A 26,221-nucleotide genomic window follows, 5' to 3' on the forward strand; every position below is an offset into this window, starting at 1 on the left:
AGCCTAGCGGCGGACACCGCACGGCGTGGGCCGCGTCGGCTAATGTCGATGCCATGGCTGAACTGATTGCGCCCCAAACCAACGCACTGGAACTTGTCCTGGACTTTATCCGGGTCCTGGAAGCCGGCGGTGACGGCGCGGCCATCGGGCCTTTCCTCGCTGCGGACTTCGTGCTGGCCGAGGCGCCGCATCTGCTCGCGGCTGAAGGCTCCACCCGGACGCGGGACCAGGCGATGGCCGGCCTCGACCAAAGCGGCGAAGTAGTGGCGGACCAGAAGTTCGAGATCCGCCGCACCACCTGCGAAGGCGGTCGCGTTGTGGTGGAGGCAGACTGGTCGGCGCGGACGCTGATGGACCTGCGGTACTGGGATGCCGGTGAGACCATTCGGGCCCGAACGTCGTCGGTCTTTGAAGTCCGGGACGGCCTGATCATCAGCCAGGACAGTTACGACTGCTACTTTGTGAACTCCTGACCCGCCGGCGCCTTCCGGCGAAGGAGGTCACTGCATGGTGAACCGGCGGGCCACTAGCCTGTTGACCGTCGGGATAGAGGACACCGCGAGGACTGTGGCGTTTCTCAACGCCAGGAACGGCGGCGCCAGTGGACGCCCCAGCGTCATATTCACTTCCGACTGCCACCGCGCCACTAAGGCGGCGTTCCGACGCCGGGTGGAATAGGCGCGCAGGCGCTGGCCAACTGGTTTCCCCGCCAGGGCAGCACAGATGATCGGCGCCAGTTCCGCCGCGTCCAGCCAGCCAAGGTTCATGCCTTGGCCGCCGATGGGGCTTAGTTCATGGGCCGCATCACCGAGCAGGACCGCACGGCCCGCGACTGACCGGCATGCCACCGTGGACCGGGGGCTGAAGCTGCTGAGCATGCTGTTGCTGGCCGGGTCCGGCCGGACCCCCGTGCGCTGTTGGACCATCCGCACCAGTTCGACCACGTCCAGGACCGGTGCGGGCCGGGGAATCCTGACGACCCAGCGGCGGAGACCGCCAGGCAAGGGAAAGGATTCCACTATCCCTTCGGCCTCGAGGTACAGGACGGCTTCGTGGTTGCGGGTGTCCTCAGCTGCGAAATCACCCATCACATAGTGGTGGGGATAACTTCGGGACGTGGCCGGGATGCCCAGCAGGCCGCGCATCCGGGACCGGGAGCCGTCGGCGGCGACCACAAGGCGTGAGGTGCTGCGGCTGCCGGCACCGCCCGCCTTGGTGGCCTCAGCGTGGACGGTGACCAGTCCGCCGTCGTCCGCTATTTCCGTCACCCTGGCACCCCTGACCAACGCCGCCCCATCCAGTTCGTGTACCCGCTGCTCCAGCAAGGATTCCGTTGTGAACTGGGGGAGGGACAGGACAAACGGGAACCGATCCGAGACCGATGCGAAGGACATTGACCCCACGGTCTTTCCGCCGCTGACCGCAATACCGCCGCGGATCTGCACGCCGGCACCAACCATGGCGCTGGCCACGCCAACTCGGTCCAGGGCCGCAAGGGCGGGGGGATGGATGCCGATGGCCCGCGAGTGGGATTCCCGGTGAACCCGCTGTTCAAGGACCCTCACCGCGACGCCCTCCTGCAGCAGCATGGCCGCGAGATAGAGGCCCACGGGTCCGCCGCCGACGATTACCACCTCAACCATCTGGATGGTCCCGGCGGTGGATAAGGACTTGGTGGAAAGGGGAATGGCGTGCCACCTGCCAGCCCGGGGGAGCGGCGGCTGTGAGTTCCTTCGGTGTGTAGCTGCGCCTGATCGAGGTCAGGCCATCCGCACGGATGAACGAGCCGATGAAGGGCAGGGCGGCCACGGAGAAAAGTGCATAGGCCCCGATGTTCCTTCGCAGGTCGTTGTGCAGGGAAAGCCGGCGTGCCAGGGTTTGCGAATCCGCCAGGAGCTGCGCCAGGTCCGCTGGATGGAGGTGGTGGATGACGTGGTTCGAGATCACGACGTCGAAACGGCGGCCTTCGCGGACCAGTTCTGTGCTGTCGGCCTGGCGGAACCGGACTGAGAAATGGTGGGGGCGGTGTGACGAGTAGCTGTATGCCCTGGCGTCCGGGTCAATGCCGGTGACGTCGAGCAGCAGTTTGTCCCGGGCGGACCAGAGGACGAGCTGCCGCGCCAAGTCACCTCCGCCGCACCCTATGTCGAGGACGGTCGTTGCAGAGTCGTGGGAGAGCAGAGGGCGAAGCTCATTGCAGTACAGCCGCCGCCAGCCTGAGAAGAGCAGGTTCACCAGTCCGAACTGCCGGTATGTGCGCGCCAGTTTGGTGGGGTCACAGTCCGGCAGGTCCATTATTTCCACGGCGTCCACAGCCCGTTGCCGCATCAGGGACACAGGTCAGGCCAGTGACGACGCCGCCTCAGGCTGCACCGCCCGCTTCCCCGTGGCGGTCTGGCGGAGTTTCGTAAAGAGTCCTGTTTCCACTGTCAGGCCGGGGCCGAACGCCATGGAGCAGATACGTTCCTCACCCTCCACCGCTGGCTGCTCCAGGATGTGCCGGAGGACAAACAGCACCGTGGCGCTGCTCATGTTGCCGTAGTCCCGCAGGGTATCCCGGGCCGGAACGAGTTGCTGGTCCGTGAGTTCAAGGCGCGTCTGGACCTTGTCCAGAATGCTCCGGCCGCCGGGATGGATGGCCCAATGGCGGATGTCCCGGTAGGGGAGTCCACGCAACGACGGATCCCGGGCCAGCAGCGGTGTCAGGGCGCCGATGATGTGGTCGTCGATGATGTGGGGGACGTAGTTGCCGAGCACCATCTCAAAGCCGTGGTCGCCGATGTTCCACGCCATGGACTCCTCGCCCACCGGTGTGAGGACGGTTTCGAAGTGGTCCAGCTGCATCAGGGCAGGTGCATCCGGATTGTTGCGGGCCGTAATGATGGCAGCCGCCGCGCCGTCGGCGAACAGCGCCGAACCCATGATGGTGTCGGGGTCGTTGGACGTCCGCACGTGCAGCGAGCACAGCTCGGCACAGACCACCAGGACAACGGCCTGTGGGTCTGCCTCGCAGAAGGACTTGGCGGCCCGCAGCGCCGGAAAGGCTGCGTAGCAGCCCATAAATCCGAGGTGATAGCGCTGGACGGCCGGGTCCAATCCCAACGCGCGGACGATCTTGTAGTCAGGACCAGGGTTGAAGAACCCTGTGCAGGAGACGGTCACGACATGGGTTATGTCAAGTAAGGATAGATCCGGGCAGGCGTCCACGGCAGCCCGGGCAGACTCGATGAAGAGTTTGGTGACTTCCCGGGCGAAGATCTCGTTGCGCACCTTGGTGGTGGGGTTCAGGAGCAGGCCGGTGGCCGGATCAAAGAACTGCGGATCGTCCGAGCGGAACGCCATGGTCATTTCGTCAACGGCGGTATGGCGGGTGTCGATGGCGGCTGAATCAAAGCAGGTGTTCACCAGCCGGGAGCCCAACCTGGTCAGGCCGGGCTGGGCCGCAAAGACTTCACGGGCTTCGGCCTGGACCAGCACAGTTGGCGGAACAGCAGTTTCAAGTGAACGCAGGTAGACCGTCATTGGTTCATTCTTGGCGAGCCCGCCGGATTAGACAATGGCCGGGCTGGCCGGGGGAGCCGTTCCGGTGCCTCAGGCTGGTGCTCTGGACACAAAAGCGGGGGCTGGCGAATTATCGCCGGCCCCCGCTGGGCCCCGGTTCGCTACGGGGCCAATTCCTTGATAACTACTGCTTCACGAGAGTGTTTCCATAGCCGGCGTCGCACTTGCCGTCATGGATGACACCGGCGCCCGGTGCCACGACGTAGTTGCTCGCCGGGTTGAAGACGGCGGTGTTAACGGCAGTCACCTTACCGGCGCACTGGTCGGCGCCGCTGGCATTCATGCTCTGGCCGCCGATCCACATGTCGATCCAGATGGTGGAGTTGCTTCCCTCCACGTTTGTGCCCTGGTGGCACGGGCCGCCCTGGGGATCGTTGCCGTCGCCACACGTGTCTTCGACAATAAAGTAGCGGCGCACGTCCGGAAGGTAGATCCGCGTTCCGGCCGGGAAATCGAGCACGTCCTTGCCGGTGGCGAGGGAATGCCCCACGGCGATGGTGATGGGGTCATCGTAAGTGCCGGTGCCCCCAGCGGACTGGTGCAATACCGGGTGGCTGATTTCAACTGAGCCGGCCGGCGTGTTGTCGTGCCAGGTGTATGCCGTTGTGTACGCAGTGTTGACAATGTTCTCGGAGGACGACGCCGGCTGGACAGGGGCCGGTGCCGGCGCAGGCTTCGGAGCCGCTGCAACCACAGCCGGCGCAACGGCAGGTACGGGAACAGCCGCCGCAACCGGGCTCGCGGCCGGCGCCTCTTCGGCTGTCTGTTCCGTTGCCGCGGCCGCTGCCGCAGCTTGCTGGGCCGTTGCAGCCGCTGCGGCTACCTCTGCCTTCTCTGCGGCGGCACGCTGGCTGGCGCCGATCTCCGCGGATTTGTCGGGCTGGGTGCTGGAGCTGGCTTCGACGCCGGCGATGGCCGAGCCCGAAGACTGAGCGGGTGAGTTGGGGGCGCCAGTGACGGAGCCACACGCCGAGGTGGCGAGTAGGACCGTGAGCATGCCGGCGGCCAGCAGATCATTTCTGCGCATGGAAAAAGCCTCTTCATGGGAGTACGGAACGGGCATTTCCCCTAGGGGTATGCCCTGCCCGGAGTTGGACACGGCCTGCGGCAACGCGGGGACGTTGCCATCTGGGGACTTACCACACGCAAGAGCATTTCGGGCGATCTTTTCGGCGTGTGCGCCGACCGGTGACCTAAACGTTACCTTGCGGTCAGTGGAACAGGCCAATCACTGGCGTGTCGCCTGCGTGCCGCCAAAATCAATGGCTGGAGGTCCACCCGGCAAGTTCGACCTGACCTGCATCAACATCCAAGGAAGCCCCCGGATGCGCCTGTATAACGTCGGCGTAACATAGGCCACTCTCCACTCTCCGATAACGCCGATAATCTACATTATGTAAAGTAACTGGTTATCCCGCACCTGATCGAAGAACGCCTAAGAACTGGTCTGACCCAGTTTTCACGATTGCGTGCAGCGGACGCTTCGAGTCCCGCGCCGTGTTGGCGACTGCGTCCGGGATTTTTTCGCGCACCCGAAGGGACACAGACACAGCCGCTCAGTTGCGAACAATCAAGATCAAATCGACTTGGCCGCTAACGACTTCCTCACCGCCCGCTGAACTTCTTCACCCAAGGGCCGCACGGCAGACGCCGACCCGAACTCTGCATGACCATCAATTCGTACCCCACCGCTCCCCCGGCTCGATCACAGGTCCGGGACAGTTTTGCGGTCATTTGCGGCGGTGCGGGACGACGGCGGCCTCCCGCCGTCACCGGACGCCTCCCGCGACAATAGGTAGCCAACCTCGAAAAGTCGAGTACTTCGTACGCATGCACGGCAGAGGCCGGACTTCTACGGTTGGTTGCATGGCGGCACGCTGGGTACGTCTATTTATCACGCACCCACGGGCAGATCAGTGTCGATCTTCCACTAGCTGAGAAGCGGCATTGTTCAGTTCCGGCACTCCTGAGGACGTCATATGCTGAATTCCCGTATCCCCCAGGCACGCGAGCATGCGCTGGGACAAGCCCCTGGAACGCCTGTGATTATGCTCAGGCCGGCCCCCGTCAAAGTACGCTCCATCATCGGCAACGCCATCGCCTACACGGTCACTCATGTGTTGGTTGAGTCGGACACCAACGGGGAGTACAACGTCCGGTGGGAAGCCACCTGGCTGGTGCGCCGGGTTCAGAAAAGCTCCTGAGCTGGGGCGCCGTGCCCGAGCATTTTCAGCAAGTAGCACCTCAAAAAAACTCGAGTACCTGCTACGCATGTGTACCCGTGTCTTGCGCTATTAGGTTCCTAGGTACGGTGACACTTCGGAGCGGCTGGCTCTGCGGCACCAGGTTGGGGGCAGATTTATCCCTTTCTGCTTCTTCCTTGGCGGTCACTTGCCTGATTCTGTCAGGTTGCCCTGCACTCACGACCACCTCGCGAGGCGTATATGAAAAAACCAGCCCCTCCTCGTTCAACTGCTCCGGCACCGGTCTTTTTCGACGTCAGCGGACATCGCTGGCAACGGGTTCGGACATGCCTGCTTGCCGCAGTGATGTTGATGGTCCTGTCCCTCGTTGCAATCCTCCCTGCGGCGACTGCTCCTTTGCGGCTTGGAGAAAAGAACCAGGCCGCCGCCTATCCAAGGCAATTGCTGAGCCAGCAGGACCTGGAGAACATCCCGAGGATCGGCTTCAGGGAAGGCACTGCCATCTTTCACCGGATCGCGCTCGTGGTTCCGAAGGATGGGAAGGTCCTACTCAAGGATCCCTTCAGCGACACCGTTTGGAGGGAAGCAACCGCAGACGAGACAGAGGTGATTGGCCAAAGCCCCTACGTTGTGGAAGCCTACGGCCAGGCTCTGGACCACACGCTGATGCTGACCTTCGATGACGGGCCCGATCCCCGCTTCACCACGCAACTCCTGGACCTGCTATCGCGCGAAGGCGTGCCGGCGACCTTCTTCCCCGTCGGCGACAACATCATCAAACACCCTGAAATCTTCCGCCGCATGATCCGCGAAGGGCACATGGTCGGCAACCACACCATGTCCCACATCGATTTCTGGGCCCACGAGGACTCGTACAACCGTCAGCAGATCATTGGCGAGGACCGTGTCATGCGGGCAACGGAAAATTATGATTCCAGGCTATTCAGGATCCCGACAGGAAACCCCGAAAACAACACCCTGGCGCTTCTACAAGCTCAGCAGCTGGGCTACTTCCACATCAACATGGACCTCGATACGAGGGACTGGGACCACGCGCCGGGAGTGCCCGTTGAGGTACCGCAACTGAACGGCGAAGGGCACGTCGTGCTGATGCACGACGGAGGCGGGGACCGCTCCGCAACGCTCAAAATGCTGGAAGCCCTCATCCCACAGGCCAAAGCGCAGGGCTACACCTTCACTACTCTCCAGCCCCTGCTGCCCCCAGAGTATGTGCCGCGGCACAGCGTCACCGCCAGCGTGGAGGACACCATGACACTGGCGGCGTTCACAACTTACCTGGTCACACCCAACATTGTCCTCAACTGGCTGTTCTGGTTCGGCATTGGGTCTTTGACCATCCTGACGTTCCTGTTCGTGGTGCTTGCCGTGATCAACAACGTCCGGCAGAAACGACGCCGCTGGGACGCCATCGACGACGACGACTGGCCCTTCGTCAGCGTGGTCCTGCCCGTGTTCAACGAAGAACTCGTCGTGGCCAGGACACTTGATGCCCTAAGAGCCAGCGACTACCCCCGCATGGAAGTGGTCGCGATCAACGACGGGTCAACGGACGGTACCCTTGCCGTGCTGACGGACTACGCCAGGACGTGGCCCAATCTTCGCGTCATCGACCAGCCGAACGGCGGCAAATCAGCGGCCAGCAACAACGGAATCGCCCAGTCCCGCGGAGAAGTTGTGGTCACCCTCGACGGTGACACACTGTTTGAACCACAGACCATCAAGATGTTCGCCCGCCATTTCCTGGCCCCCCGGCAGGGCAAGGAGGTCGGGGCTGTGGCAGGACATGTCAAAGTCGGAAACCGGCGCAACCTGATCACGGCATGGCAGAGCCTGGAGTATCTTTCCGGTATCTGTGTCACCCGCATGGCCGAGGGCCTCATGGGCGCTATTTCCATCGTTCCCGGTGCGTGCGCCGCGTGGCGCCGTGAGGCCCTGGTCAGGGCCGGCGGCTACTCCCATGACACCCTTGCCGAAGATGCTGACCTCACGCTTTCACTTCAAAGCCTTGGCTACAGCATCGTTCAGGAAAACGAGGCCGTCGCGTGGACTGAAGCGCCCCTGACAGTCCAAGGCCTGTTCAAACAGCGGCTCCGTTGGACCTACGGCAATTTCCAGACCCTGTACAAGCACCGTTCAATGCTCTTCAACCCCAAGTACGGGGCCCTTGGCTTGCTCACCATGCCGTATGCGCTGATCTCTGTCCTCGTGCCGCTAATCTTCATGCCCCTGACAGTCATCGTCGCAATTAACAGCCTGATCCACGGAGAATGGCAGGCCATCGCAATCTTCTCGGCGTTCGTCGCCGCAACCCATATGATCATCTCGATTGTGGCCGTCCTGATGGTCCGCGAGAGTGTCCTCCATCTCTTCATGGTGCCGATTTACAGGCTTATCTACGAACCCCTCCGCGCCTACGTGGTGTTCGGCTCAGCGATCATGGCCCTACGCGGCACCGCCGTGGGCTGGTACAGGCCCGAGAGGACCAACAGTGTCACGCTTCCCGCTTTGCCCGGGCCGATCGTTGCACGTGCTCCCGCTCCTGTTCTGGCGGCCTCACCCGCGCCGCGTACCCTGCAGGATTCCCTATAGCCCAACCATTCTGCTTGCGTTATGCTGATCGACCCCACGAACTACGCACGCAGAAGTGCAGCGAGGCGGCAGCAGCACATGCCTACATCCGAACGGCCGGGAAGGAACCTCATGATCCTGATGGCAGTTCTTACGCTGGCCGCATGCGGCTCCACGCCGCCGGACGGACCCGGCCGGAAGGTGGAGGTAACTCAAAGCGCCACCAGGCCTGGTTGGTTCGGTGGCTACCTCGACGTCACGCTGTTCCCAAGTCTCCCTCCACAGGAACTACCGTCGCAGGGAAGGGTAACGACGGTCCTCTCCTTTATCAGCTCAGATCCCGCCCGGCCATGCGAGCCTGTCTGGGGCGGCTTCTATGATCTTGACCGGGCCAGCGACAAGCTGGCTCTCGACTCACGGCTGGACGCATTCCGCACGGCAGGCAACGACGTCGCAGTCTCCTTCGGCGGGCAACGGGGTACAGAACTGGCCGCAGCCTGCACCGACGGTGATGCCTTGGTTCGCGCCTACACATCAGTCATCAGCAGGTACGGACTGGACACCGTGGACCTCGACATCGAAGGCGCAGGTGCTGCCGACTATGCAGCGGTGAAGAGACGCGCAACGGCAACGGCGCGCCTTCAGGCCGAGCGGCCTCTTGATAAACCTCTCAAGGTCTGGTTGACGCTTCCTGTCTCGCGGGGAGGGCTCACCCCCGCAGCCGTGATCTCCGTGGAAACCATGATTGAGTCCGGTGTTGACCTCGCCGGCGTGAATATCATGACCATGAACTTCGGCCCGCTCGCTCCCGGCGAAACCATGCTTGATGCTGCGGTGGCCGCAGCCGAGGCTACCCACCGGAGGCTGGCCGGGATATACGCAGCGGCAGGCAAACCCCTCGACACTGCTGCCCTGTGGAACAAGATCGGGCTCACGCCGATGATCGGCGTCAACGATGTCGAGGGGAACGTCTTTGCCCTAGCGGATGCTGAGGGACTGAACAGCTTCGCGTTGGAGCGAGGCATCGGCCGGATGTCCATGTGGTCCCTGAACAGGGATGCTGCCTGCAATTCCCCGGGCCAAGGTCAACCGCACAGCAGCGTAGCCAGTGACTGCAGCGGCATTGAGCAGAAACCCGGCATCTTCGCGGAGGTATTGTCCAACGCACTGACGCGTCAGCCTTAGGAACGGCCCGGGATCGCACTGAGCTGGCTGGCTGGCGGGAACAATTCGAGGAGGCAACGAATGCACAGAAGATTCCCTTCGGCAGCAGGATTAGTCTGTGCCGTCCTGGCGACTGCCGCCTGCGTCAGCCCGTCGTCGCCCCGGGCACCCGGTGAAAAAGTCGATTCGAAGGTCTTCGTCACGGCCTATACGTGGTACGACAACACACCCGCGGGGTCGCCCACGATTAGCCACCCCGTCGTGCATAACGAGGCCGGCGGAACTGGAACCTATGAGGATCCCGTTACCCTCGCCGTCGGGCATTCCAAAGCGACCGGGGAGGACATCCTTGATATCCCCGCAGGCACGCGGATCTACCTGCCCGATGTGCGGCGCTACTTCATCGTGGAAGACTCCTGCGGAGACGGACCGGCTCCGGAGAACGGACCGTGCCACGTCGGCGCCCGCGAAAACGGTGGTGATTCCGTGTGGATTGATATGTGGATCGGCGGCAAGGGGGAAAGTGCGTCCTTAGTCCGCAACTGCCTGCGAACGGTCACCGGGGTGTTTGCGGTGGTCTTCGAACCTGCAAAGAACTACGCCGTGGCCCCCGGGGCAGGTGTGATCCACGACGGCAAGTGTGATTCAGGCTACGGCAACGACCTCGTTGTCCGATAGGCCCGGGGCCGCGCAGCGCTCCTCAACCTTCATAAGCCGCCTGGAGTGCGGCGATATCAAGCTTCTGCATGCCTAGCATGGCCTGCATCGCGCGCTGGGCACCCTCCGGGTCCGGACCGCCGATCAGAGAGCCCAGGATGTCCGGCACGATCTGCCAGGAGACACCGTAGCGGTCCCTCAACCAGCCGCACTGGCTCTCCGCCCCGCCGACCGTTAACGCCGACCAGTAGCGGTCCACTTCCACCTGGTCAGAACAGTCGACTACAAACGAGACGGCTTCAGTGAAATTGGCCGGCGCTCCCCCGTTGAGTGCCATGAAGTTCCGGCCCTCAACCTCGAACTCAACGGTGATGACCTGCCCGGCCTGACCGGGACCGCCTTCACCGAACCGCGAGACGTCCAGAATCCTGGAATCACCGAAGACAGACACATAGAACTCGGCGGCTTCTTCGGCCTGGTTCTCGAACCACAGGCACGTGGAAATCTTTTGCATGGCTGTTCCCTTCCGGCTAGAGCCTAGCCCGGGGCCATTCCCCGCACAACGGCCGGAGGATGCCGGCTGACCAGCCCCACAGTGTTGCCTTCCGAGTCGCGGATGAAGGCCATCCACTCATCCGTTCCTGCCGGACCCAGGGCAGCGTCGTCATGGTGAAAGATCACCTGCGGCAGTGAAATTACCTCCACTCCCCTGCCCTGCAGGGAGCTGATGCTCGTCCGGACGTCCTCCACCTCCAAATACAGGACCGACGACGGCACGCCGCGCTCCAGCAAGAGCCGAACGCCATCCAGATCGAAAAACAGCAGTCCCGGCGGGTCGTAGATCGCCGCTGGTTGCACCCCCAGCAGTTGTGAATAGAACTCAGCGGCCCGCTGGAGGTCATGTGCCTGCTGGGCCACCTGGATCAGACGCACTGTGCCTCCCGCGTGATGAGCGCCGCTGTCCCTCCCATCTTCCATAATCCCCCCGTACCCCGGCAAGCATCAGGCCCGGGCCACCCCACTCGCCGGGTTAGGCTCGAAGCCATGAATTCCGAGACCAAACAGTCCACCAGAGCCCCCCGGCAGGCCATTATTGCCGCCGCCCTGTCAGATGCCTTCCTGATTTTGGTCTTCGCGGCGATCGGCAGGGATGCCCACCAACGCGGCGACATCCTCACCGGAGTCTTCCTCACGGCATGGCCGTTCCTTGCTGGGGCCGCCATCGCCTGGTTTGCGGGACGGGCCTGGCGGCGTCCGCTGTCCATGGCAACCGGCGTCGTGGTTTGGCTTGGAGCCGTGGCCGGCGGCATGATCCTGAGGGCGCTGACGGGACAAACCGTAGTCGTGGCCTTCGTGATTGTTGCGCTCTTGAGCCTGGGGCTGTTCCTGGTGGGCTACCGGGCACTTCTTGCGCTGGTGCGCAGGTTTCGACAGTCGTGACACCGCTGCCGGCCTCGCGCCTGGGACAGGCCTGATGGACACCGGCCATGTAATAGGCTGGCATCACCATAGAGACTTGCCGGGCACAGCTACGGCCAACAGATCCGGAAGGATTGAACAGTGATCACCGCATTCGTTCTGATCAAGACCGACGCCGCCCGCATCCCGGAAACCGCCGAGGAAATTTCTGCGATCCCAGGCATCAGCGAGGTCTATTCCGTGACAGGCGAATGGGACCTTATCGCCGTTGCCCGCGTCGCCCGGCATGAGGACCTGGCTGACGTCATTGCCGACAAGCTGTCAAAGGTCCCCGCGGTGGTTCACACCACCACACACATTGCGTTCCGCGCCTATTCCCAGCACGATCTCGACGCGGCATTCGCGCTCGGCTTCGAACAGTAGGACCAATTCCCGGAAAAGACGGGGCCCGGCTTAACAGCCTGGCCCCGTCTTTTGTGTAGTCGGGTCAAGGCCGCGTCAGCGCAACCCACTTATCGAGGACCGCCGCCGCGGCACCGGTATCAATGGATTCCTCGGCCCGGGCAAGCGCCGAACGCATCCGCTCCAGGAACGGGGCCTCGGCCGATTCATCAAAGGCCAGCAGACCGGCGGCCGCGTTAAGCAGCACGGCATCCCGCGCCGCGCCGGCTTTGCCGGCAAGGACATCACGTACGACGGCGGCATTCGCTTGGGCGTCCCCGCCGCGGAGTTCCTCCACAGTCGCGGGACGGATGCCCAGCGCGGCCGGCTCAAAATTCAGTTCAACGACCGCGCCCTCACGGATTTCCCAAACGGTGGAGGGACCCGTTGTAGTCAGTTCGTCCAGCCCGTCATTGCCACGGAAAACCAGGCCGCGGCTGCCCCGCTTCGCCAGGACGCCCGCAACCAGCGGTGCCATCCGGGCATTCGCCACGCCCACGGCGGACGCCTGCACCCGCGCCGGGTTGGTCAGCGGCCCCAGGAAATTAAAAGCGGTGGGGATGGCGAGCTCCCGGCGGGGCACTGCGGTGTGACGGAAAGAGGGGTGGAATACCTGGGCGAAACAGAAAGTGATTCCGGCCTCACCCGCGTTGCGTGCCACCTGGGCCACCGGGAGGTCGAGCCTGACCCCGAGTGCTTCGAGTACATCGGCTGATCCGGACGACGAGGACGCTGCCCGGTTGCCATGTTTGACCACTTTCGCTCCAGCGCCCGCGGCGACGAGGGCGGACATGGTGGAAATGTTGACGGTATTTAGCTGGTCACCGCCGGTACCCACGATGTCCAGCTTCTCGCCGGGGATGTCGATTGGTGTTGCGTGGCGCAGCATCGCGTCCACTAAGCCCGAGATTTCCTCCACGGTTTCACCCTTGGCGCTGAGGGCAACCAGGAATCCGGCAATCTGCGAAGGGGTGGCCTCCCCTGACATGATTCTGTCCATCGCCCACGCGGTGTTGCCCGCCGTGAGGTCAGTTCCGTTGATGAGGGCCGATATGAGCCGCGGCCAAGTGTTGCTGTCCGCGGGCGCGGTTGCCTGAGAAGTCACCTTCTGATGCTATCGAGCCACCCCGGACCTGACCAATGTGAACGCCGCCGGGAACTTTTCGCAGTGATTTCGCGTCTTTGTAGAAAAAGTCCCCCGAAAAGGCGGTTCGCGTTGGGAAGTACAGACTTTTATAGACATAATGTCTATGTGACATCTGCGACCCATGCCCCCAGTACCCCGGCGCACCCCACGCTGAACCGCCCCAATATGGTTTCTGTTGGAACCGTAGTCTGGCTGTCCAGTGAGTTGATGTTCTTCGCCGGTCTCTTCGCCATGTACTTCACGTTGCGCTCCACGAGCGGACAGATGTGGGCGGAAGAGACAGCAAAGCTCAACTTCCCCTTTGCGCTCGTCAACACGATCGTCCTCGTGGCCAGTTCCTTTACTTGCCAGATGGGCGTCTTCGCCGCCGAACGGCTGCAGCCCCGCAAAACAGGCGGTCCGTTCCAGTTCTCCCGCTGGGGCATGAATGAATGGTTCACACTGACCTTCATCATGGGTGCGTTCTTCGTCGCCGGCCAGGCCACTGAATACGCGATGCTTGTTTCAGAACACGTTTCGCTCTCATCCAACGCGTACGGCTCAGCGTTCTATATGACCACCGGCTTCCACGGCCTGCACGTCATTGGCGGCCTCATAGCCTTCCTCTTCATCATCGGACGCTCGTTCGCAGCAAAGAAGTTCGGCCACTTCGAAGCAACCTCCGCGATCGTCACGTCTTACTACTGGCACTTTGTGGACGTTGTCTGGATCGGCCTCTTCCTGGTCATCTACGTACTGAAGTAGTCAAGCTTTGATTCCTTTTCTACAAGAGGCAGAATTTCAAGAAGCGGCTCACGGAGCCGGCGCACGATCGAATAAAGGAACCACCACGTGAAGGCTCTCTCGCAAAAGCGGCGTCACCCACTCGCAGTAATCGCGCTGCTACTGATGGGTCTCCTCATCACTGGTGGGCTGTACGCCGTTGCCACTACCGTCAACCAGGCCAAGGCATCCACCACCAGTTTCAGCGCCAATGACACCGCCGAGGGCGAAAAGCTCTTCGCAGCAAACTGCGCCACCTGCCACGGCATGGGTGCTAGCGGCAGCCAGGATGGCCCTTCCCTAGTCGGCGTCGGTGCTGCAGCGGTTGACTTCCAGGTCGGAACCGGCCGGATGCCCATGCAGATGAACGGTCCGCAGGCTTACAAAAAGCCGGCCCAGTTCAACGATGAGCAGACTCACCAGCTTTCAGCCTACGTAGCTTCCCTGGGAGCCGGCCCGGCAATTCCTGAAGAACACCTGCTTGATGAGCAGGGTGACGCCGCCAAGGGTGGCGAGCTCTTTCGTGTGAACTGCGCCATGTGCCACAACGCAGCAGCAGCCGGCGGTGCACTGACCCGAGGCAAGTTCGCTCCCGCCCTTGCCGACGTGTCCGGAAAGCACATCTACGAAGCGATGGTCACCGGACCGCAGAACATGCCCGTCTTCAATGACGCAAACGTCACCCCCGAGGGCAAGCGCGACATCGTCACGTTCCTGAAGCAGATCGAAGCCAACGGCTCCCCCGGCGGCGCTGACCTCGGCGCCTTGGGCCCGGTCGCCGAAGGACTCTTTGTCTGGGTTGCTGGCCTGGGCGTCATCATCGCGTTCACCATCTGGCTTACTTCCCGGACGTCTTAGGCGCAACGGGAAACTTAAGAACTTCTGCTGCCCAGTCAGCAGTTTGAAATTGAAAACTAACTCGGCAGACGCCGGGACGAGAGAAGGATGAGGCGAATTATGGGCAACCATAGTGACGGCAGTCCGAACCACTCGGGCACCGTAGCTACGGCTGGTCAGAATGAGGTGGAGAAGTTCCAGGATCCTGGAATTCCCCCGCACCGTTTGCGCCTGGCCGACACGGACCCGAAGGCCGCAAAGCGTGCAGAACGGCAGGTCGCCGTACTTTTCGGCGCGTCAGTTGTCGGCACCCTGATCTTCCTGGTGGCGTACTTCGCCATCGATTTGGGCGAGGGCACCAGCATCGCCACCATCCGGCTGCAGAACGCCCTGCTTGGCGTTGGTACCGCGTTTGCCATGCTCGGCATTGGCACCGGTATTGTGCACTGGGCGAAGGCCCTCATGCCGGACCATGAAGTCTCCGAGGAGCGCCATCCCATCCGCACCGAAGAAGACCGCCTAGCGGCAGTCCGGATCGTGGATGACATCGTGGAAGAGACCGGCATTAAGCGCCGCCCCCTCATCCGCAACACGCTGCTCGGTGCAATGGCCTTGGCACCGCTTCCCGCAATAGCGGTTTTCGGTGACCTCGGCCCCCGCCCCGACCGGGCGCTGTCCCACACGATGTGGGCACCGCAGGAGGGCAAGCTCAAGCGCCTCACCCGCGACCCCGACGGCACACCTATTAAGGCCTCTGACGTCACCATCGGTTCGGCCTTCCACGTAATTCCTGAGGGCCTTAACGAATTGCATGAAGGCAAGCTCAACGAAAAAGCCAAGGCAGTAGTCCTGCTGATGCGCCTTGACCCCGCTTCGCTGAACCCCTCCGAGGGCCGCGAAGACTGGAGCTACAACGGAATCGTTGCCTATTCCAAGATCTGCACCCATGTCGGTTGCCCTGTTGCTCTGTACGAGCAGCAGACGCACCACCTGCTGTGCCCGTGCCACCAGTCCACCTTTGACCTCACCAACGAGTGCAAAGTGATCTTTGGCCCGGCCAGCCGGCCCCTCCCGCAGCTGCCGATTGCAGTGGACGCCGAGGGCTACCTGGTCGCAACCAGCGACTTCAATGAACCTGTAGGACCGAGTTACTGGGAGCGTGATGAGCATGAGCGCAGCATCAAGAGCTGAAGCCCCCGCCTTCGTCGCCAAGACTAAAGCCGGACGCATCACTGATTTTGTTGACGCGCGAGTTGGCGGATCAGGAATCCTGCGTGAATTCGGTCGCAAGGTGTTCCCCGACCACTGGTCATTCATGTTCGGTGAAGTCGCCCTCTACTCCTTCGTCATCCTGTTGCTCTCGGGCACCTTCCTGACCTTCTTCTTTGATCCGTCCATGGCGGAGACCCACTACGACGGTTCATACCTGCCGTTGAAGAACGTCGAAATGTCCGTTGCGTACAGTTCCTCGCTGGACATTTCCTTCGACGTCCGTGGTGGCCTGTTTATGCGCCAGGTCCACCACTGGGCCGCGCTGCTCTTCGTCGCGTCGATCGGCGTGCACATGCTGCGCGTTTTCTTCACCGGGGCTTTCCGCAAACCGCGTGAAATGAACTGGGTTGTCGGCAGCGTACTGCTGATCCTCGCCATGGCAGCCGGCTTCACCGGCTACTCCCTTCCCGATGACCTGCTCTCCGGCAACGGACTGAGGATCATTGACGGTGTTATCAAGTCCATCCCCGTTGTTGGAACCTACATTTCCTTCTTCCTCTTCGGCGGAGAATTCCCGGGAACGGCTGTGATCGGCCGCCTCTACATGCTGCACATCCTGCTCGTCCCTGCGCTCATCCTCTTGATGATCGTTCTGCACCTCTTTATGGTGGTTGTGCACAAGCACACCCAGTACCCCGGCCCGGGCCGCAACGACGGCAATGTTGTTGGCTACCCGCTCGGTCCCGTGTACGCAGCCAAGGCTGGCGGCTTCTTCTTCATCGTGTTCGGTGTCATTGCCCTGATGGCGGCATTCTTCACCATCAACCCGATCTGGAACTACGGCCCCTACGACCCCTCCCCTGTATCGGCCGGTACACAGCCTGACTGGTACATCGGATTTGTTGACGGCGCGCTGAGGCTTATGCCTGGTGTTATCGGCGATTTCCACTTCGAGTACGTCATCTTCGGATACACCCTGACGCTGAATGTACTGCTGCCTGCCCTGGTGCCTGCGGGCATTCTGTTCACGGTGATGTTTATGTACCCTTGGATCGAAAGCTGGATCACCAAGGACACCCGCGAACACCATGTCCTGGACCGTCCGCGGAACGCCCCCACCCGCACCGCCATCGGGGTCGCCGGCTTCGTCTGGTACTGCGTGATGTGGGCCGCCGCTGGTTCGGACCTCATCGCAACACACTTCCATGTGTCCCTGAACGATGTGACGTACTGGCTCCGCGCCTTGTTCTTCATCGGCCCGGTCATCGCGTTTGTCGTCGCCAAGCGGGTAGCCCTCGCACTCCAGCGCAAGGACCGTGAGATCGCGCTCCACGGCCGGGAAACAGGACGTATTGTCCGTCTCCCGCACGGTGAATTCATCGAAGTGCACGCGCCTCTCGATGAGTACAAGCGCTACAAGCTCGTTGGCTTCGAATCACCCTCGCCGCTGCCCGCGGTGCCCAACGACCACGGCATTGTGACGCGCAAGGAAAAGCAGCGTGCTTTCCTGTCCAAGTGGTTCTTCGAGGACCGTGTTGCACCGGCTACGCCGGCAGAGCTGGAGGCCGCCCATGGCCACCACGCCCCTGCGGTAGAGGCCGGCGAGGAAACCAAGAGCCTCAGCCACTAACACTCATAGCAGTAACGGGAAGGCCCGGTCCATTTGGACCGGGCCTTTCCCGTTGCCGGCGACTGCCGCTGTTGGCTGCTGCCGGCCCGCTACTAGTGGTTCCGGTAGCCCAGCGATTGGTTACGGGCAGGCCTCGCACCTGGCCGCTGGAGCGGTACCCATAGCTTGTATCGGTCGGCACGGTAGTAGGAAACTGAGTAGTCAACCATCGCCCGGGCAACAAAGGCGTGCCTCTGGATTTTGAGCAAGGGGGCGCCGACGTCGACATTGAGCAACCGTGCCGTCGAAGGGGAAGCAGCCGTCGCTTCGATCATGTCTTCCCCCCACTCCATCACGAGGCCGAACTGCTCACTCAGCACGTTGTAGAGCGATGTTGGGGGCTCGCCATCCAACAGTCCCGGGACCCGCTGTGCCGGGATGAAGTTCTCGTCCACGCTCATGGGCTCGCCGTCCGCCAGCAGCAGCCGACGGAAACGGACCAGTGGCGTCCCCTCCTCCACCTGCAGCTCACGGGCCAGAAAAGCACTGGCCCCGATCTGTTCAAAGCTCAGGACTTTGGCGGCCGGGATCATGCCGCGGCGTTGCATCTCCTCGCTGTACGAGGTGAGTTTCACCTGAAGGTCGAGTTTGGGCTTCCGTACGAATGTGCCGAGGCCGACAACCCGTTCGAGGACTTCCTCGCCGACCAAGGCATCGATAGCCTGCCGGACTGTCATCCGGGCCAGGCCGAACCGCAGGGCAAGGTCACGTTCCGAGGGCAGGGCGGATCCGGGCGGGCAGGAATCGCTGATGTAGGCCCGCAGGATCTCTCTGAGTTGGATGTAGATGGCAATCCCGCTGCCGCGGTCAATCTCGCCGGCAACGCCGCGGGCATCAGCCACGGAGGTAAGCCCTTGCTTCAGTTTTCACTATCCAAGCTTAAGGCAAGCAGCACCGCCGGACTAGACCACTTCCAGCGCCGAAGCGGCCGGCTTCACCCGTTTGGTCGCGCGGCCATCCAGCCGGATATATTGGACAGGAAATTCAGCGATGACGGTATGGGGGCCGTCAGGAAATGGGAGACCCCTTGCCAGTGCATAAGGCCGTTGTGTTAGCGTCCGTCGGCTTGCATGCCCGTCCCGCCGCGATGTTCGTCAGGGCAGTGACCGAAACGGGACTGCCTGTGACTATCCGCAAGGCCGGTATCCGGGGTGTCGACGCCCGTTCCCTGCTGGAAGTCATGACTGCCGACTTCCCGTTCGGCTGCGAAGTAGAGCTTTCAGTCGCCGACAGCGCCCTCAGTGGCCCTGTCAGTCACCGCGACGCCACGGCGGCACTCCGTGCGCTGGCAGAACTTCTAGAGTCACAGGGAGCCAGGTAGCCGCTCCCAGGACGCATTGGCCCATGACTGCCTGCGCCGAAAGCAAACGAACAGAAACGACGTCGGGCCCCACCAGAAGGTGGGGCCCGACGTCGTAGTTTTGCAAATATCCGCTGAAGCCCGGGGGCTTCTAGTGGGCGTGGTCCCCACGGCTGTACTCGAAGACCCAACCCACAAGGGCTACAACTGCGAGACCACCTGCGATGAACAGGATCCACCAACCCACTGCGAGGCCCAGGAAACCGCCCGCGCAGGCGAGGCCCAGGACCAGGGGCCACCAGCTCCAGGGGCTGAAGTGTCCCTGCTCGCCGGCACCTTCGTGGATCTCGGCATCATTGCGGTCCTCGGGACGCATCCCGACCCGCTTGCCGGTGAATCCAAGGTAGCCGCCGATCATTCCGGAAAGTCCGCCCACCAGGAGGATCCCAAGGGTTCCGACCCACTCATGCCAGTTGGTCAGGAAACCGTAGACCAGGGAAACCGGCACAAAGAAGAAGACTCCGGCTCCAAATATCCATGATTCGATTTTCACTTGGCAGTGTCCTTCTGGTCGGCGTTACCGAACACCGCTGCTGCGGCTGCAGGCGATTCAACGGTGTGTACCTGCGAGAGCTCCGGGTGGTGGAGGTCCAGGGCGGGACGCTCTGAACGGATCCGGGGCAGCGAGGTGAAGTTGTGGCGCGGCGGCGGGCAGGACGTAGCCCACTCGAGCGAGGCGCCAAAGCCCCAGGGATCGTCCACTTCGACGCGCTCGGAGCTGCGCCAGGTGATGTAGACGTTCCAGAAGAAGGGAATCAGGGATGCACCCAGCACAAACGAGGAGATGGTCGAGAACTGGTTCATCCACGTGAAGTTGTCCTCCACCAGGTAGTCCGCGTAACGGCGGGGCATGCCTTCAACGCCCAGCCAGTGCTGGATCAGGAACGTGCCGTGGAAGCCGAGGAACAGGAGCCAGAAGTGGATCTTTCCGAGGCGCTCGTTCAGCATCTTGCCGGTCCACTTGGGCCACCAGAAGTAGAAGCCCGCGAACATCGCGAACACCACCGTGCCGAACACCACGTAGTGGAAGTGCGCCACCACGAAGTAGGAATCGGACACGTGGAAGTCCAGCGGCGGCGACGCCAGGATGATGCCGGTCAGGCCACCGAAGAGGAACGTGATGAGGAAGCCGATGCTCCACAGCATCGGAGTCTCGAATGTAATGGATCCCCGCCACATGGTGCCGATCCAGTTGAAGAACTTCACCCCGGTGGGGACCGCGATCAGCATGGTCATGAAGGCGAAGAACGGCAACAGCACCGAACCGGTTACGTACATGTGGTGCGCCCACACGGTCACGGACAGGGCCGCAATGGCGATGGTCGCGTAGACCAGGCCCTTGTAGCCGAAGATCGGCTTGCGGCTGAAGACCGGGAAGATCTCGGACACAATGCCGAAGAACGGCAACGCGATGATGTACACCTCAGGGTGGCCGAAGAACCAGAACAGGTGCTGCCAAAGTACGGCGCCACCGTTTTCCGGATCGAAGATGTGGGCCCCGAAGCGGCGGTCGGCACCAAGCGCGAACAATGCGGCAGCCAGCGGCGGGAAGGCCATCAGCACGAGGATGGACGTCACCAGGGCGTTCCAGGTGAAGATGGGCATCCGCCACATGGTCATGCCCGGAGCGCGCATGCAGATGATGGTGGTGATGAAGTTGACCGCACCCAGAATGGTGCCGAAGCCGGACAGCGCCAGGCCGAAGACCCACAGGTCACCGCCGATGCCGGGGCTGAACGTCGTGTTGGACAGCGGCGCGTAAGCGAACCAGCCGAACGACGCCGCACCCTGGGGGGTGATGAAGCCGGACACCGCGATGGTGGAGCCGAAGAGGAAGAACCAGAAGGCCAGTGCGTTCAGCCGCGGGAACGCGACGTCGGGGGCACCGATCTGCAGCGGCATGATGACGTTGGTGAAGCCGGCGAACAGCGGCGTCGCGAACATCAGCAGCATAACGGTGCCGTGCATCGTGAAGAGCTGGTTGTACTGCTCTTTGGTCTGCAGGATCTGCATGCCCGGTTCGAACAGTTCAGCCCGGATGAGCAGGGCCATGACGCCACCGAAGCAGAAGAACACAAACGACGCGATCAGGTACATGTACCCGATGGTCTTGTGGTCGGTGGAGGTGATCCAGTTGACGACAATGCGTCCCTTGGACTTAGGAACTACGGGAGCCTCAAGGGTTCCGGCAGGTGCGGTCTGGGTATAAGTAGCCACGTCGCTCCCCTTACTTAATTTCGTTCAGGTTCGGGTTGCGGTCATACTCTTCGCCGAGAAGTCCCGTGTTGCCATCTGCCTTGAGCTTGTCCATGTGAGCCTGGAATTCGGCTTCGGAGACAACCTTGACGCGGAACAGCATTTCGGAGTGGTACTCACCACAGAGCTCGGCGCACTTGCCGTCGTAGGTTCCCTCTTTGGTGGGGGTGAACCTGATGTAGTTGGTCTTGCCGGGGATCATGTCGCGCTTCTGCAGGAAGGCGGGAACCCAGAAAGAGTGAATGACATCGCGGGAGTTCAGTTCGAGGTCAACTGACTTTCCAACCGGCAGGTAGAGCGTCGGGAGCGCTTCCTTATTGATGGTGTTGCCCGTCAGGTGTGCCTGGACTCCTGCCTCGTAGACATCCTCGGTCACGACGTCCCCGGACTTGTAGTTGAAGTCCCAGGCCCACTGCTTGCCGCGGACGTCAACAACGACGTCGGCCGGCTTGGAGCGGTCATCGATGGCCTGCTGGTCGCGGTCCGTGAAGTAGAAGAACACCAGGACCATGAACAGCGGGATTGTCAGGTAAAAGACCTCCAGGGGGAGGTTAAAGCTGGTCTGCCGCGGGAAACCCGTGGTGCCCTTGCGGCGGCGGTAGGCGACAAGGCACCAAACGATCAAACCCCACGTGATGATGCCCACAACAAGGGCTGCAATCCATGAGTTGACCCAGAGGTCCATGATCCGGTCAGTGTGATTGGTGGTGCCACGCTCGGTGGGCAGCCACCCCTTCTCTACCTCTGGCGAACATCCAGTCAAAACCAACGCGCCGGCAACTGCCAAGCCTGAGATCGTAGTGATCGTTTTGCGTCGGCTGCCGGTTCGGTTCTGCGAACTCACAGACGGCCCTTCCTACTTGTTGCTGTTGCCCGTCCACCCAAGGGGCCGGCCGGGCACACTAAAAGTTTTACTACTCGGTGTAGAGCTTACCGCTCTGCCGGGCGTTTCGCCCACATGTCGGCGCCGTGCCTCCGTGCCGTTTTTGGCAGACGGAAAGCAGGCGCCGGCATCGGGCGAAAGAACCGGGTCAGTGGAACGAATCGCCACAGGCGCAGGAGCCACCGGCGTTGGGGTTGTCGATGGTGAAGCCCTGCTTGGAGATGGTGTCCTCGAAGTCGATGCTGGCTCCGCTGAGGTACGGCACGCTCATCTTGTCCACCACAACTTCGACGCCGTCATAGTCGCGGACGGCATCCCCGTCGAGGAGGCGCTCGTCGAAGTACAACTGGTAAATGAGGCCAGAGCAGCCGCCGGGCTGGACGGCAACGCGGAGGCGGAGATCGGTCCGGCCTTCCTGCTCCAGGAGGCTGCGCACCTTGCCTGCTGCGACGTCGGTCAGTTTGACCTCGTGTGCGGCCAGTTCATCGCTGGCAGCGCTGGTGGTCTCGGTGATGTTCTCGTTGGTTGCGGTGCTCATTTGGCCTACCTTAGGACGGTCCTGGCGGCCCCGCGTGAGCGGTGCCTGCCCCTACGGATACGGTACGGGCTATAGCTACATGCTACTTCGGTCAGCCCTGTAGCTCTAACTCCTGACGTAACCAACCCTGTCCGCTGATTGTTCCCAACGGTGGAGGGATGCCGGCATCCACGGGGCCTGCGATTCAGGCCAGGCCTTCTGCGTTCAGCCGGGCGAGCAGCAGCGCCTCGGCCACCACGGCGTTCTGAAAATCACCAATGTGGAGGGACTCGTTGGCACTGTGGGCACGGGAATCGGGATCCTCGACACCGGTCACGAGGATCTGGACGTCCGGATAAACGTCCATCAGGTCCGCGATAAAAGGAATTGACCCGCCGATCCCCATCTCCACCGCCGGAACACCCCAGGCCTCCCCCAGCGCCCACATGGCGAACTTCGCTGCCTTTGAGGATGTATCAGCGAGGAACGACTTTCCGCTTTCCCCGGGAGTGAACACCACCTTTGCCCCAAAGGGTGCGTTGGCCTGGACGTGGCGTTGAACGGCTTCCATCGCTGCCGCCGGATCCTGGCCAGGCGCCAGGCGCAGGCTGAACTTGGCACGCGCCCGCGGCAGGAGCGTATTCGAGGCCACGTCCACGGCGGGCGCGTCGAAGCCGATGATGGACAGGGCGGGCTTAGTCCACAGCCGTGCGGCGATGCTGCCCGTGCCGGCGAGCCGGACGCCGTCGAGAACGGAGGAATCGGCACGGTACTCCGCTTCGGTGAGCTCCACACCGACGTTGTCATTCGATACGAGGCCTTCGATAGCCACGTTGCCGTCTGCGTCGTGCAGGGTGGCAATCAAACGGGCCAGCAGGGTTGGCCCATCCAGAACGGGTCCACCGAACATGCCCGAGTGGACAGCATGCTCCAGCACCTGAACTTCAATGGTTCCGTCCACAAGGCCGCGCAAGCTGGTGGTCAGGGCCGGAATGCCAACCTTCCAGTTGCTGGAGTCGGCCACCACGATCACGTCGGCCTTCAGCAGTTCCCGGTGCGTTTCCAGGAACGAACGGAAGGTCGGAGAACCTGCTTCCTCCTCCCCTTCGAAAAAGAACGTCACGCCAAGGCCAAATTGAGTGCCCAAAACTTCGGTCGCTGCAGCATAGGCGGCAACATGGGCCATGATCCCGGCTTTGTCGTCAGCAGCGCCACGGCCGTAAAGCCTGCCGTCCCGTTCGACGGCGGCAAAAGGCTCAGTTTCCCACAGCGCCGGGTCACCGGGCGGCTGGACGTCGTGGTGGGCGTACAGCAGGATAGTCGGCTTCCCTTCTGCCGCCTGGCGGCGTGCGACGACTGCAGGACCGCCGGGGGCGCCGTCGTCCTTGTTACTGCGCAGGACCTGGACATCTTCCACGCCGGCGGTGCGCAACAGTTCCGCTACGGCCTGCGCACTGGCTTCCAAGGGGGCAGGATCAAAACTGGGCCAGGCGATGCCGGGAATGGCCACAAGTTCCTTGAGCCGGTGGAGGGTGGAGTCGAACGAAGCTGCGACGGAGAGCTTGAGTCCGTCGGCGTCGATGGCCGGTGCAGGGTGACCGGAGCCGGGGGTGTTGGCGTCGGACAGGTTGGCTGCTGGAGTGGGAGTCATGGCGAACACAATACCCGCGCCGAAACTCGTTGGGCCGCAAGGTATTCTGTTCACGTGTTCGGACGTAAAAAGGAAGCGCCAACGGCGCAGCAATCAATAGACCAGCAGGCCGCTGAAGCGGCAGCCCGGCAGGATGCCGCGTTGGGCAAGGGTGCGCCCACGCCCAAGCGCAAAGCCCAGGAGGCAGCCCGCAAGCGGCCCCTGGTGCCGGAGGACCGCAAGGCGTCCAAGGCCGCTGAGCGCCAGGCCATCCAGGACCAGCGGACCAAGATGCGCCAGGCGCTCGATACAGGTGATGAGAAGTTCCTGCCCTTGCGCGACAAGGGACCGCAGAAGCGTTATGCCCGCGACTACGTCGATGCGCGCTTCAGTCTGGGCGAATACCTGATGTTCGGTGCCCTCGTATTTGTCATCATTTCCCTGATCGTTCCCGCTTCCAGTGAGCAGATGGTTTATGTCCTGGGCGGTTTCTGGGTGATGTTCCTGGCCGTCTTTGTGGATGTGTTCATTCTGTCCCGGCAACTCCGCAAGAAGCTGACCGAGAAGTTCGGCGAGGTTGAGCGTGGCACCGTTTGGTACGGCTCCATGCGCTCCCTGCAGTTCCGCAAACTGCGCCTGCCCAAGCCGCTCGTGAAGCGCGGGCAATACCCGTCCTGATCGGCACGCCGGATCAAGCGCCGGCAGCGCATTTCTTCTTAGACAACAAAACCCCGGCAGCCAGACTGCCGGGGTTTTGTTGCTTAATCAGCTGTTGCGTCGGGCCTTCGCCAGGTCGCGGTTGATCCGTGCCGCCCAGAACGGCCCTTCGTACAGGAAGGCTGTGTAGCCCTGGACCAGTGTGGCCCCGGCATCCAACCGGTCCTGGACGTCTTCCGCCGTCTCGACGCCGCCGACGGCCACCAGCGTGATCGTACCCCCGGTGGCCTCCTTAAGCCGGCGAAGGACTTCCAAGGAGCGCTGCTTCAGTGGTGCCCCGGACAGGCCGCCGGCACCACATTCGTCCACTTTCGCAGCCGGCGACGCCAGCCCCTCACGCCCGATGGTGGTATTTGTGGCAATAATGCCGTCCAGCTTGAGGTCCAAGGCCAGCTTGGCGACGTCGTCGATGTCCTCATCGCTGAGGTCCGGGGCAATCTTGACCAGCAGCGGGACGTGCCGGCCAGCCGCCTTGTCCGCTGCCTCCCCCACCGCCGTGAGCAGCGGGCGCAGCGTCTGGACATCCTGCAGGAGGCGCAGCCCGGGCGTGTTGGGCGAGCTGACGTTGACCACCAGGTAGTCCGCGGCCGGCGCCAGGCTCCTCGCACTGATCAGGTAATCGGCCACAGCGTCGTCGAGTTCCACAACTTTACTCTTGCCAATGTTCACCCCGATCACGGGGCGCACCGCGGGTTGCCGGCGCTGCAGCGCCGCGCGTGCCGCTTTGAGGCGCGGTTCTACGGCGGCAGCGCCATCGTTATTGAACCCCATCCGGTTAATAACAGCCCGGTCCTCGATGAGCCTGAAAAGGCGCGGCTTCTCGTTGCCCGGCTGCGCCTGCCCGGTTATGGTTCCTACTTCTACATGGCCAAAACCAAGTTCGGTGAGGGCCTCGATGCCGAATCCCTCCTTGTCGAACCCGGCTGCGAGGCCGAACGGGGACGGGAAGGTCAGCCCGAAGGCAGAAGTCTGCAGGGAGGCCGCGGGCGCCGTGAACCGGTGCAGCAGCCGTCCTGCGCCGGAAGTATGGGCGAACTTGATTCCCTTGAATCCGATCTTGTGGGCGCGTTCCGCGTCCATCCACGAAAAGGCCAGCTTGAAGAATGTCGGATATACGCGCATGGCTCTAGTTTTCCGTCTCGAACGGTCCTGACCAAACCGGGCCGCCATACACGCGGCCCCGGCTAGCATAAAGC

Annotated in this window: 27 protein-coding genes; 13 read left to right on the forward strand and 14 right to left on the reverse strand. The window is 62.4% G+C overall.

Features of this window, described 5'->3' with window-relative positions; genetic code table 11:
- Positions 1 to 53 precede the first annotated feature (53 nt).
- On the forward strand, positions 54 to 473 hold the full coding sequence (locus ACZY1F_RS08820) for a nuclear transport factor 2 family protein (protein WP_463941362.1): 420 nt from the start codon (positions 54 to 56) through the stop codon (positions 471 to 473).
- Between the two features lie 27 nt (positions 474 to 500).
- Here ACZY1F_RS08820 and ACZY1F_RS08825 read toward each other — a convergent pair whose 3' ends face one another.
- From ACZY1F_RS08825 to ACZY1F_RS08840, 4 genes are all read right to left on the reverse strand, one after another.
- Positions 501 to 1,643 carry an FAD-dependent oxidoreductase gene (locus ACZY1F_RS08825; RefSeq protein ID WP_463941363.1) on the reverse strand — a complete coding sequence of 381 codons (1,143 nt, stop codon included), beginning with the start codon at positions 1,641 to 1,643 and terminating at the stop codon, positions 501 to 503.
- Positions 1,636 to 2,328 (reverse strand): class I SAM-dependent methyltransferase, encoded by a 693-nt coding sequence (locus ACZY1F_RS08830; RefSeq protein WP_463941364.1) that lies wholly within the window; start codon positions 2,326 to 2,328, stop codon positions 1,636 to 1,638. The genes ACZY1F_RS08825 and ACZY1F_RS08830 overlap by 8 nt, the downstream gene beginning before the upstream one ends.
- 12 nt (positions 2,329 to 2,340) lie before the next feature.
- Entirely contained in the window at positions 2,341 to 3,522 is a 1,182-nt protein-coding gene (locus tag ACZY1F_RS08835; RefSeq protein WP_463941365.1) for a type III polyketide synthase, read from the reverse strand.
- Positions 3,523 to 3,685: 163 nt separating this feature from the next.
- Entirely contained in the window at positions 3,686 to 4,588 is a 903-nt protein-coding gene (locus tag ACZY1F_RS08840) for a hypothetical protein (protein ID WP_463941366.1), read from the reverse strand.
- Between the two features lie 952 nt (positions 4,589 to 5,540).
- Here ACZY1F_RS08840 and ACZY1F_RS08845 point away from each other — a divergent pair.
- From ACZY1F_RS08845 to ACZY1F_RS08860, 4 genes are all read left to right on the forward strand, one after another.
- On the forward strand, positions 5,541 to 5,765 hold the full coding sequence (locus tag ACZY1F_RS08845; protein WP_463941367.1) for a hypothetical protein: 225 nt from the start codon (positions 5,541 to 5,543) through the stop codon (positions 5,763 to 5,765).
- A 441-nt stretch (positions 5,766 to 6,206) separates the two neighbouring features.
- Positions 6,207 to 8,375, forward strand: coding sequence for a bifunctional polysaccharide deacetylase/glycosyltransferase family 2 protein (locus ACZY1F_RS08850; RefSeq protein WP_463941368.1), 2,169 nt, complete (start codon positions 6,207 to 6,209; stop codon positions 8,373 to 8,375).
- A 111-nt stretch (positions 8,376 to 8,486) separates the two neighbouring features.
- A complete protein-coding gene (locus tag ACZY1F_RS08855; protein WP_463941369.1) occupies positions 8,487 to 9,539 on the forward strand; it encodes a chitinase in 1,053 nt (350 codons plus the stop codon).
- A 60-nt stretch (positions 9,540 to 9,599) separates the two neighbouring features.
- Positions 9,600 to 10,196: a hypothetical protein gene (locus ACZY1F_RS08860; RefSeq protein ID WP_463941370.1), complete on the forward strand. Its 597-nt coding sequence runs from the start codon at positions 9,600 to 9,602 to the stop codon at positions 10,194 to 10,196.
- Positions 10,197 to 10,218: 22 nt separating this feature from the next.
- Here ACZY1F_RS08860 and ACZY1F_RS08865 read toward each other — a convergent pair whose 3' ends face one another.
- Both ACZY1F_RS08865 and ACZY1F_RS08870 read right to left on the reverse strand, forming a co-directional pair.
- Entirely contained in the window at positions 10,219 to 10,689 is a 471-nt protein-coding gene (locus ACZY1F_RS08865; protein WP_463941371.1) for a VOC family protein, read from the reverse strand.
- Positions 10,690 to 10,712: 23 nt separating this feature from the next.
- On the reverse strand, positions 10,713 to 11,108 hold the full coding sequence (locus ACZY1F_RS08870) for a VOC family protein (RefSeq protein WP_463941372.1): 396 nt from the start codon (positions 11,106 to 11,108) through the stop codon (positions 10,713 to 10,715).
- A gap of 111 nt (positions 11,109 to 11,219) precedes the next feature.
- Here ACZY1F_RS08870 and ACZY1F_RS08875 point away from each other — a divergent pair, with 111 nt between their 5' ends.
- Positions 11,220 to 11,615 carry a DUF3054 domain-containing protein gene (locus ACZY1F_RS08875; RefSeq protein WP_463941373.1) on the forward strand — a complete coding sequence of 132 codons (396 nt, stop codon included), beginning with the start codon at positions 11,220 to 11,222 and terminating at the stop codon, positions 11,613 to 11,615.
- A gap of 120 nt (positions 11,616 to 11,735) precedes the next feature.
- Positions 11,736 to 12,017: an Lrp/AsnC family transcriptional regulator gene (locus tag ACZY1F_RS08880; protein WP_056340053.1), complete on the forward strand. Its 282-nt coding sequence runs from the start codon at positions 11,736 to 11,738 to the stop codon at positions 12,015 to 12,017.
- A 64-nt stretch (positions 12,018 to 12,081) separates the two neighbouring features.
- Here ACZY1F_RS08880 and trpD read toward each other — a convergent pair whose 3' ends face one another.
- Positions 12,082 to 13,140, reverse strand: coding sequence for an anthranilate phosphoribosyltransferase (gene trpD, locus ACZY1F_RS08885; protein WP_463941374.1), 1,059 nt, complete (start codon positions 13,138 to 13,140; stop codon positions 12,082 to 12,084).
- 147 nt (positions 13,141 to 13,287) lie between these two features.
- Between trpD and ctaE the strand changes: the two genes are divergently transcribed.
- From ctaE to qcrB, 4 genes are all read left to right on the forward strand, one after another.
- Positions 13,288 to 13,926 carry an aa3-type cytochrome oxidase subunit III gene (gene ctaE, locus ACZY1F_RS08890; protein ID WP_205630599.1) on the forward strand — a complete coding sequence of 213 codons (639 nt, stop codon included), beginning with the start codon at positions 13,288 to 13,290 and terminating at the stop codon, positions 13,924 to 13,926.
- Between the two features lie 87 nt (positions 13,927 to 14,013).
- Entirely contained in the window at positions 14,014 to 14,802 is a 789-nt protein-coding gene (qcrC, locus tag ACZY1F_RS08895; protein ID WP_463914439.1) for a cytochrome bc1 complex diheme cytochrome c subunit, read from the forward strand.
- 99 nt (positions 14,803 to 14,901) lie between these two features.
- Positions 14,902 to 15,972 carry a cytochrome bc1 complex Rieske iron-sulfur subunit gene (gene qcrA, locus ACZY1F_RS08900; protein WP_282331366.1) on the forward strand — a complete coding sequence of 357 codons (1,071 nt, stop codon included), beginning with the start codon at positions 14,902 to 14,904 and terminating at the stop codon, positions 15,970 to 15,972.
- Positions 15,950 to 17,623: a cytochrome bc1 complex cytochrome b subunit gene (gene qcrB / locus ACZY1F_RS08905; RefSeq protein ID WP_463914442.1), complete on the forward strand. Its 1,674-nt coding sequence runs from the start codon at positions 15,950 to 15,952 to the stop codon at positions 17,621 to 17,623. The genes qcrA and qcrB overlap by 23 nt, the downstream gene beginning before the upstream one ends.
- Positions 17,624 to 17,715: 92 nt before the next feature.
- Here the strand turns inward: qcrB and ACZY1F_RS08910 are convergent, their stop codons facing one another.
- Positions 17,716 to 18,504, reverse strand: coding sequence for a GntR family transcriptional regulator (locus ACZY1F_RS08910; RefSeq protein ID WP_463941375.1), 789 nt, complete (start codon positions 18,502 to 18,504; stop codon positions 17,716 to 17,718).
- A gap of 185 nt (positions 18,505 to 18,689) precedes the next feature.
- Here ACZY1F_RS08910 and ACZY1F_RS08915 point away from each other — a divergent pair, with 185 nt between their 5' ends.
- Positions 18,690 to 18,983 (forward strand): HPr family phosphocarrier protein, encoded by a 294-nt coding sequence (locus ACZY1F_RS08915; protein ID WP_463941376.1) that lies wholly within the window; start codon positions 18,690 to 18,692, stop codon positions 18,981 to 18,983.
- 130 nt (positions 18,984 to 19,113) lie between these two features.
- Here the strand turns inward: ACZY1F_RS08915 and ACZY1F_RS08920 are convergent, their stop codons facing one another.
- The 5 genes from ACZY1F_RS08920 to ACZY1F_RS08940 all read right to left on the reverse strand — a co-directional run bounded on the left by ACZY1F_RS08920 (position 19,114) and on the right by ACZY1F_RS08940 (position 24,329).
- A complete protein-coding gene (locus tag ACZY1F_RS08920) occupies positions 19,114 to 19,515 on the reverse strand; it encodes a cytochrome c oxidase subunit 4 (RefSeq protein WP_463941377.1) in 402 nt (133 codons plus the stop codon).
- Positions 19,512 to 21,239, reverse strand: coding sequence for an aa3-type cytochrome oxidase subunit I (ctaD, locus tag ACZY1F_RS08925; protein ID WP_463941378.1), 1,728 nt, complete (start codon positions 21,237 to 21,239; stop codon positions 19,512 to 19,514). Before ctaD ends, ACZY1F_RS08920 begins: the two co-directional genes overlap by 4 nt.
- Positions 21,240 to 21,249: 10 nt before the next feature.
- Positions 21,250 to 22,122 (reverse strand): aa3-type cytochrome oxidase subunit II, encoded by an 873-nt coding sequence (ctaC, locus tag ACZY1F_RS08930; RefSeq protein ID WP_463941379.1) that lies wholly within the window; start codon positions 22,120 to 22,122, stop codon positions 21,250 to 21,252.
- Positions 22,123 to 22,309: 187 nt separating this feature from the next.
- Positions 22,310 to 22,699, reverse strand: a complete 390-nt coding sequence (locus ACZY1F_RS08935; protein ID WP_056340087.1) for a HesB/IscA family protein — start codon at positions 22,697 to 22,699, stop codon at positions 22,310 to 22,312.
- A 184-nt stretch (positions 22,700 to 22,883) separates the two neighbouring features.
- Positions 22,884 to 24,329, reverse strand: a complete 1,446-nt coding sequence (locus ACZY1F_RS08940; protein WP_463941380.1) for a dipeptidase — start codon at positions 24,327 to 24,329, stop codon at positions 22,884 to 22,886.
- 54 nt (positions 24,330 to 24,383) lie between these two features.
- On the opposite strand from ACZY1F_RS08940, the gene ACZY1F_RS08945 reads away from it, so the two are divergent.
- Positions 24,384 to 24,986, forward strand: coding sequence for a DUF3043 domain-containing protein (locus ACZY1F_RS08945; protein WP_463941381.1), 603 nt, complete (start codon positions 24,384 to 24,386; stop codon positions 24,984 to 24,986).
- 87 nt (positions 24,987 to 25,073) lie between these two features.
- Here ACZY1F_RS08945 and ACZY1F_RS08950 read toward each other — a convergent pair whose 3' ends face one another.
- Positions 25,074 to 26,147, reverse strand: coding sequence for a quinone-dependent dihydroorotate dehydrogenase (locus ACZY1F_RS08950; RefSeq protein WP_463941382.1), 1,074 nt, complete (start codon positions 26,145 to 26,147; stop codon positions 25,074 to 25,076).
- Between the last annotated feature and the right edge of the window lie 74 nt (positions 26,148 to 26,221).

This window comes from Pseudarthrobacter xylosi (assembly GCF_055412765.1).

Coding starts and splice junctions, on each gene's coding strand:
- ACZY1F_RS08835 (WP_463941365.1), bottom strand. CDS start 3,522: ATGACGGTCTACCTGCGTTCACTTGAAACTGCTGTTCCGCCAACTGTG.
- ACZY1F_RS08950 (WP_463941382.1), bottom strand. CDS start 26,147: ATGCGCGTATATCCGACATTCTTCAAGCTGGCCTTTTCGTGGATGGAC.
- qcrA (WP_282331366.1), top strand. CDS start 14,902: ATGGGCAACCATAGTGACGGCAGTCCGAACCACTCGGGCACCGTAGCT.
- ACZY1F_RS08820 (WP_463941362.1), top strand. CDS start 54: ATGGCTGAACTGATTGCGCCCCAAACCAACGCACTGGAACTTGTCCTG.
- ACZY1F_RS08825 (WP_463941363.1), bottom strand. CDS start 1,643: ATGGTTGAGGTGGTAATCGTCGGCGGCGGACCCGTGGGCCTCTATCTC.
- ACZY1F_RS08940 (WP_463941380.1), bottom strand. CDS start 24,329: ATGACTCCCACTCCAGCAGCCAACCTGTCCGACGCCAACACCCCCGGC.
- ACZY1F_RS08845 (WP_463941367.1), top strand. CDS start 5,541: ATGCTGAATTCCCGTATCCCCCAGGCACGCGAGCATGCGCTGGGACAA.
- ACZY1F_RS08860 (WP_463941370.1), top strand. CDS start 9,600: ATGCACAGAAGATTCCCTTCGGCAGCAGGATTAGTCTGTGCCGTCCTG.
- ACZY1F_RS08830 (WP_463941364.1), bottom strand. CDS start 2,328: ATGCGGCAACGGGCTGTGGACGCCGTGGAAATAATGGACCTGCCGGAC.
- ACZY1F_RS08840 (WP_463941366.1), bottom strand. CDS start 4,588: ATGCGCAGAAATGATCTGCTGGCCGCCGGCATGCTCACGGTCCTACTC.
- ACZY1F_RS08875 (WP_463941373.1), top strand. CDS start 11,220: ATGAATTCCGAGACCAAACAGTCCACCAGAGCCCCCCGGCAGGCCATT.
- ACZY1F_RS08865 (WP_463941371.1), bottom strand. CDS start 10,689: ATGCAAAAGATTTCCACGTGCCTGTGGTTCGAGAACCAGGCCGAAGAA.
- ACZY1F_RS08855 (WP_463941369.1), top strand. CDS start 8,487: ATGATCCTGATGGCAGTTCTTACGCTGGCCGCATGCGGCTCCACGCCG.
- ACZY1F_RS08935 (WP_056340087.1), bottom strand. CDS start 22,699: ATGAGCACCGCAACCAACGAGAACATCACCGAGACCACCAGCGCTGCC.
- qcrB (WP_463914442.1), top strand. CDS start 15,950: ATGAGCGCAGCATCAAGAGCTGAAGCCCCCGCCTTCGTCGCCAAGACT.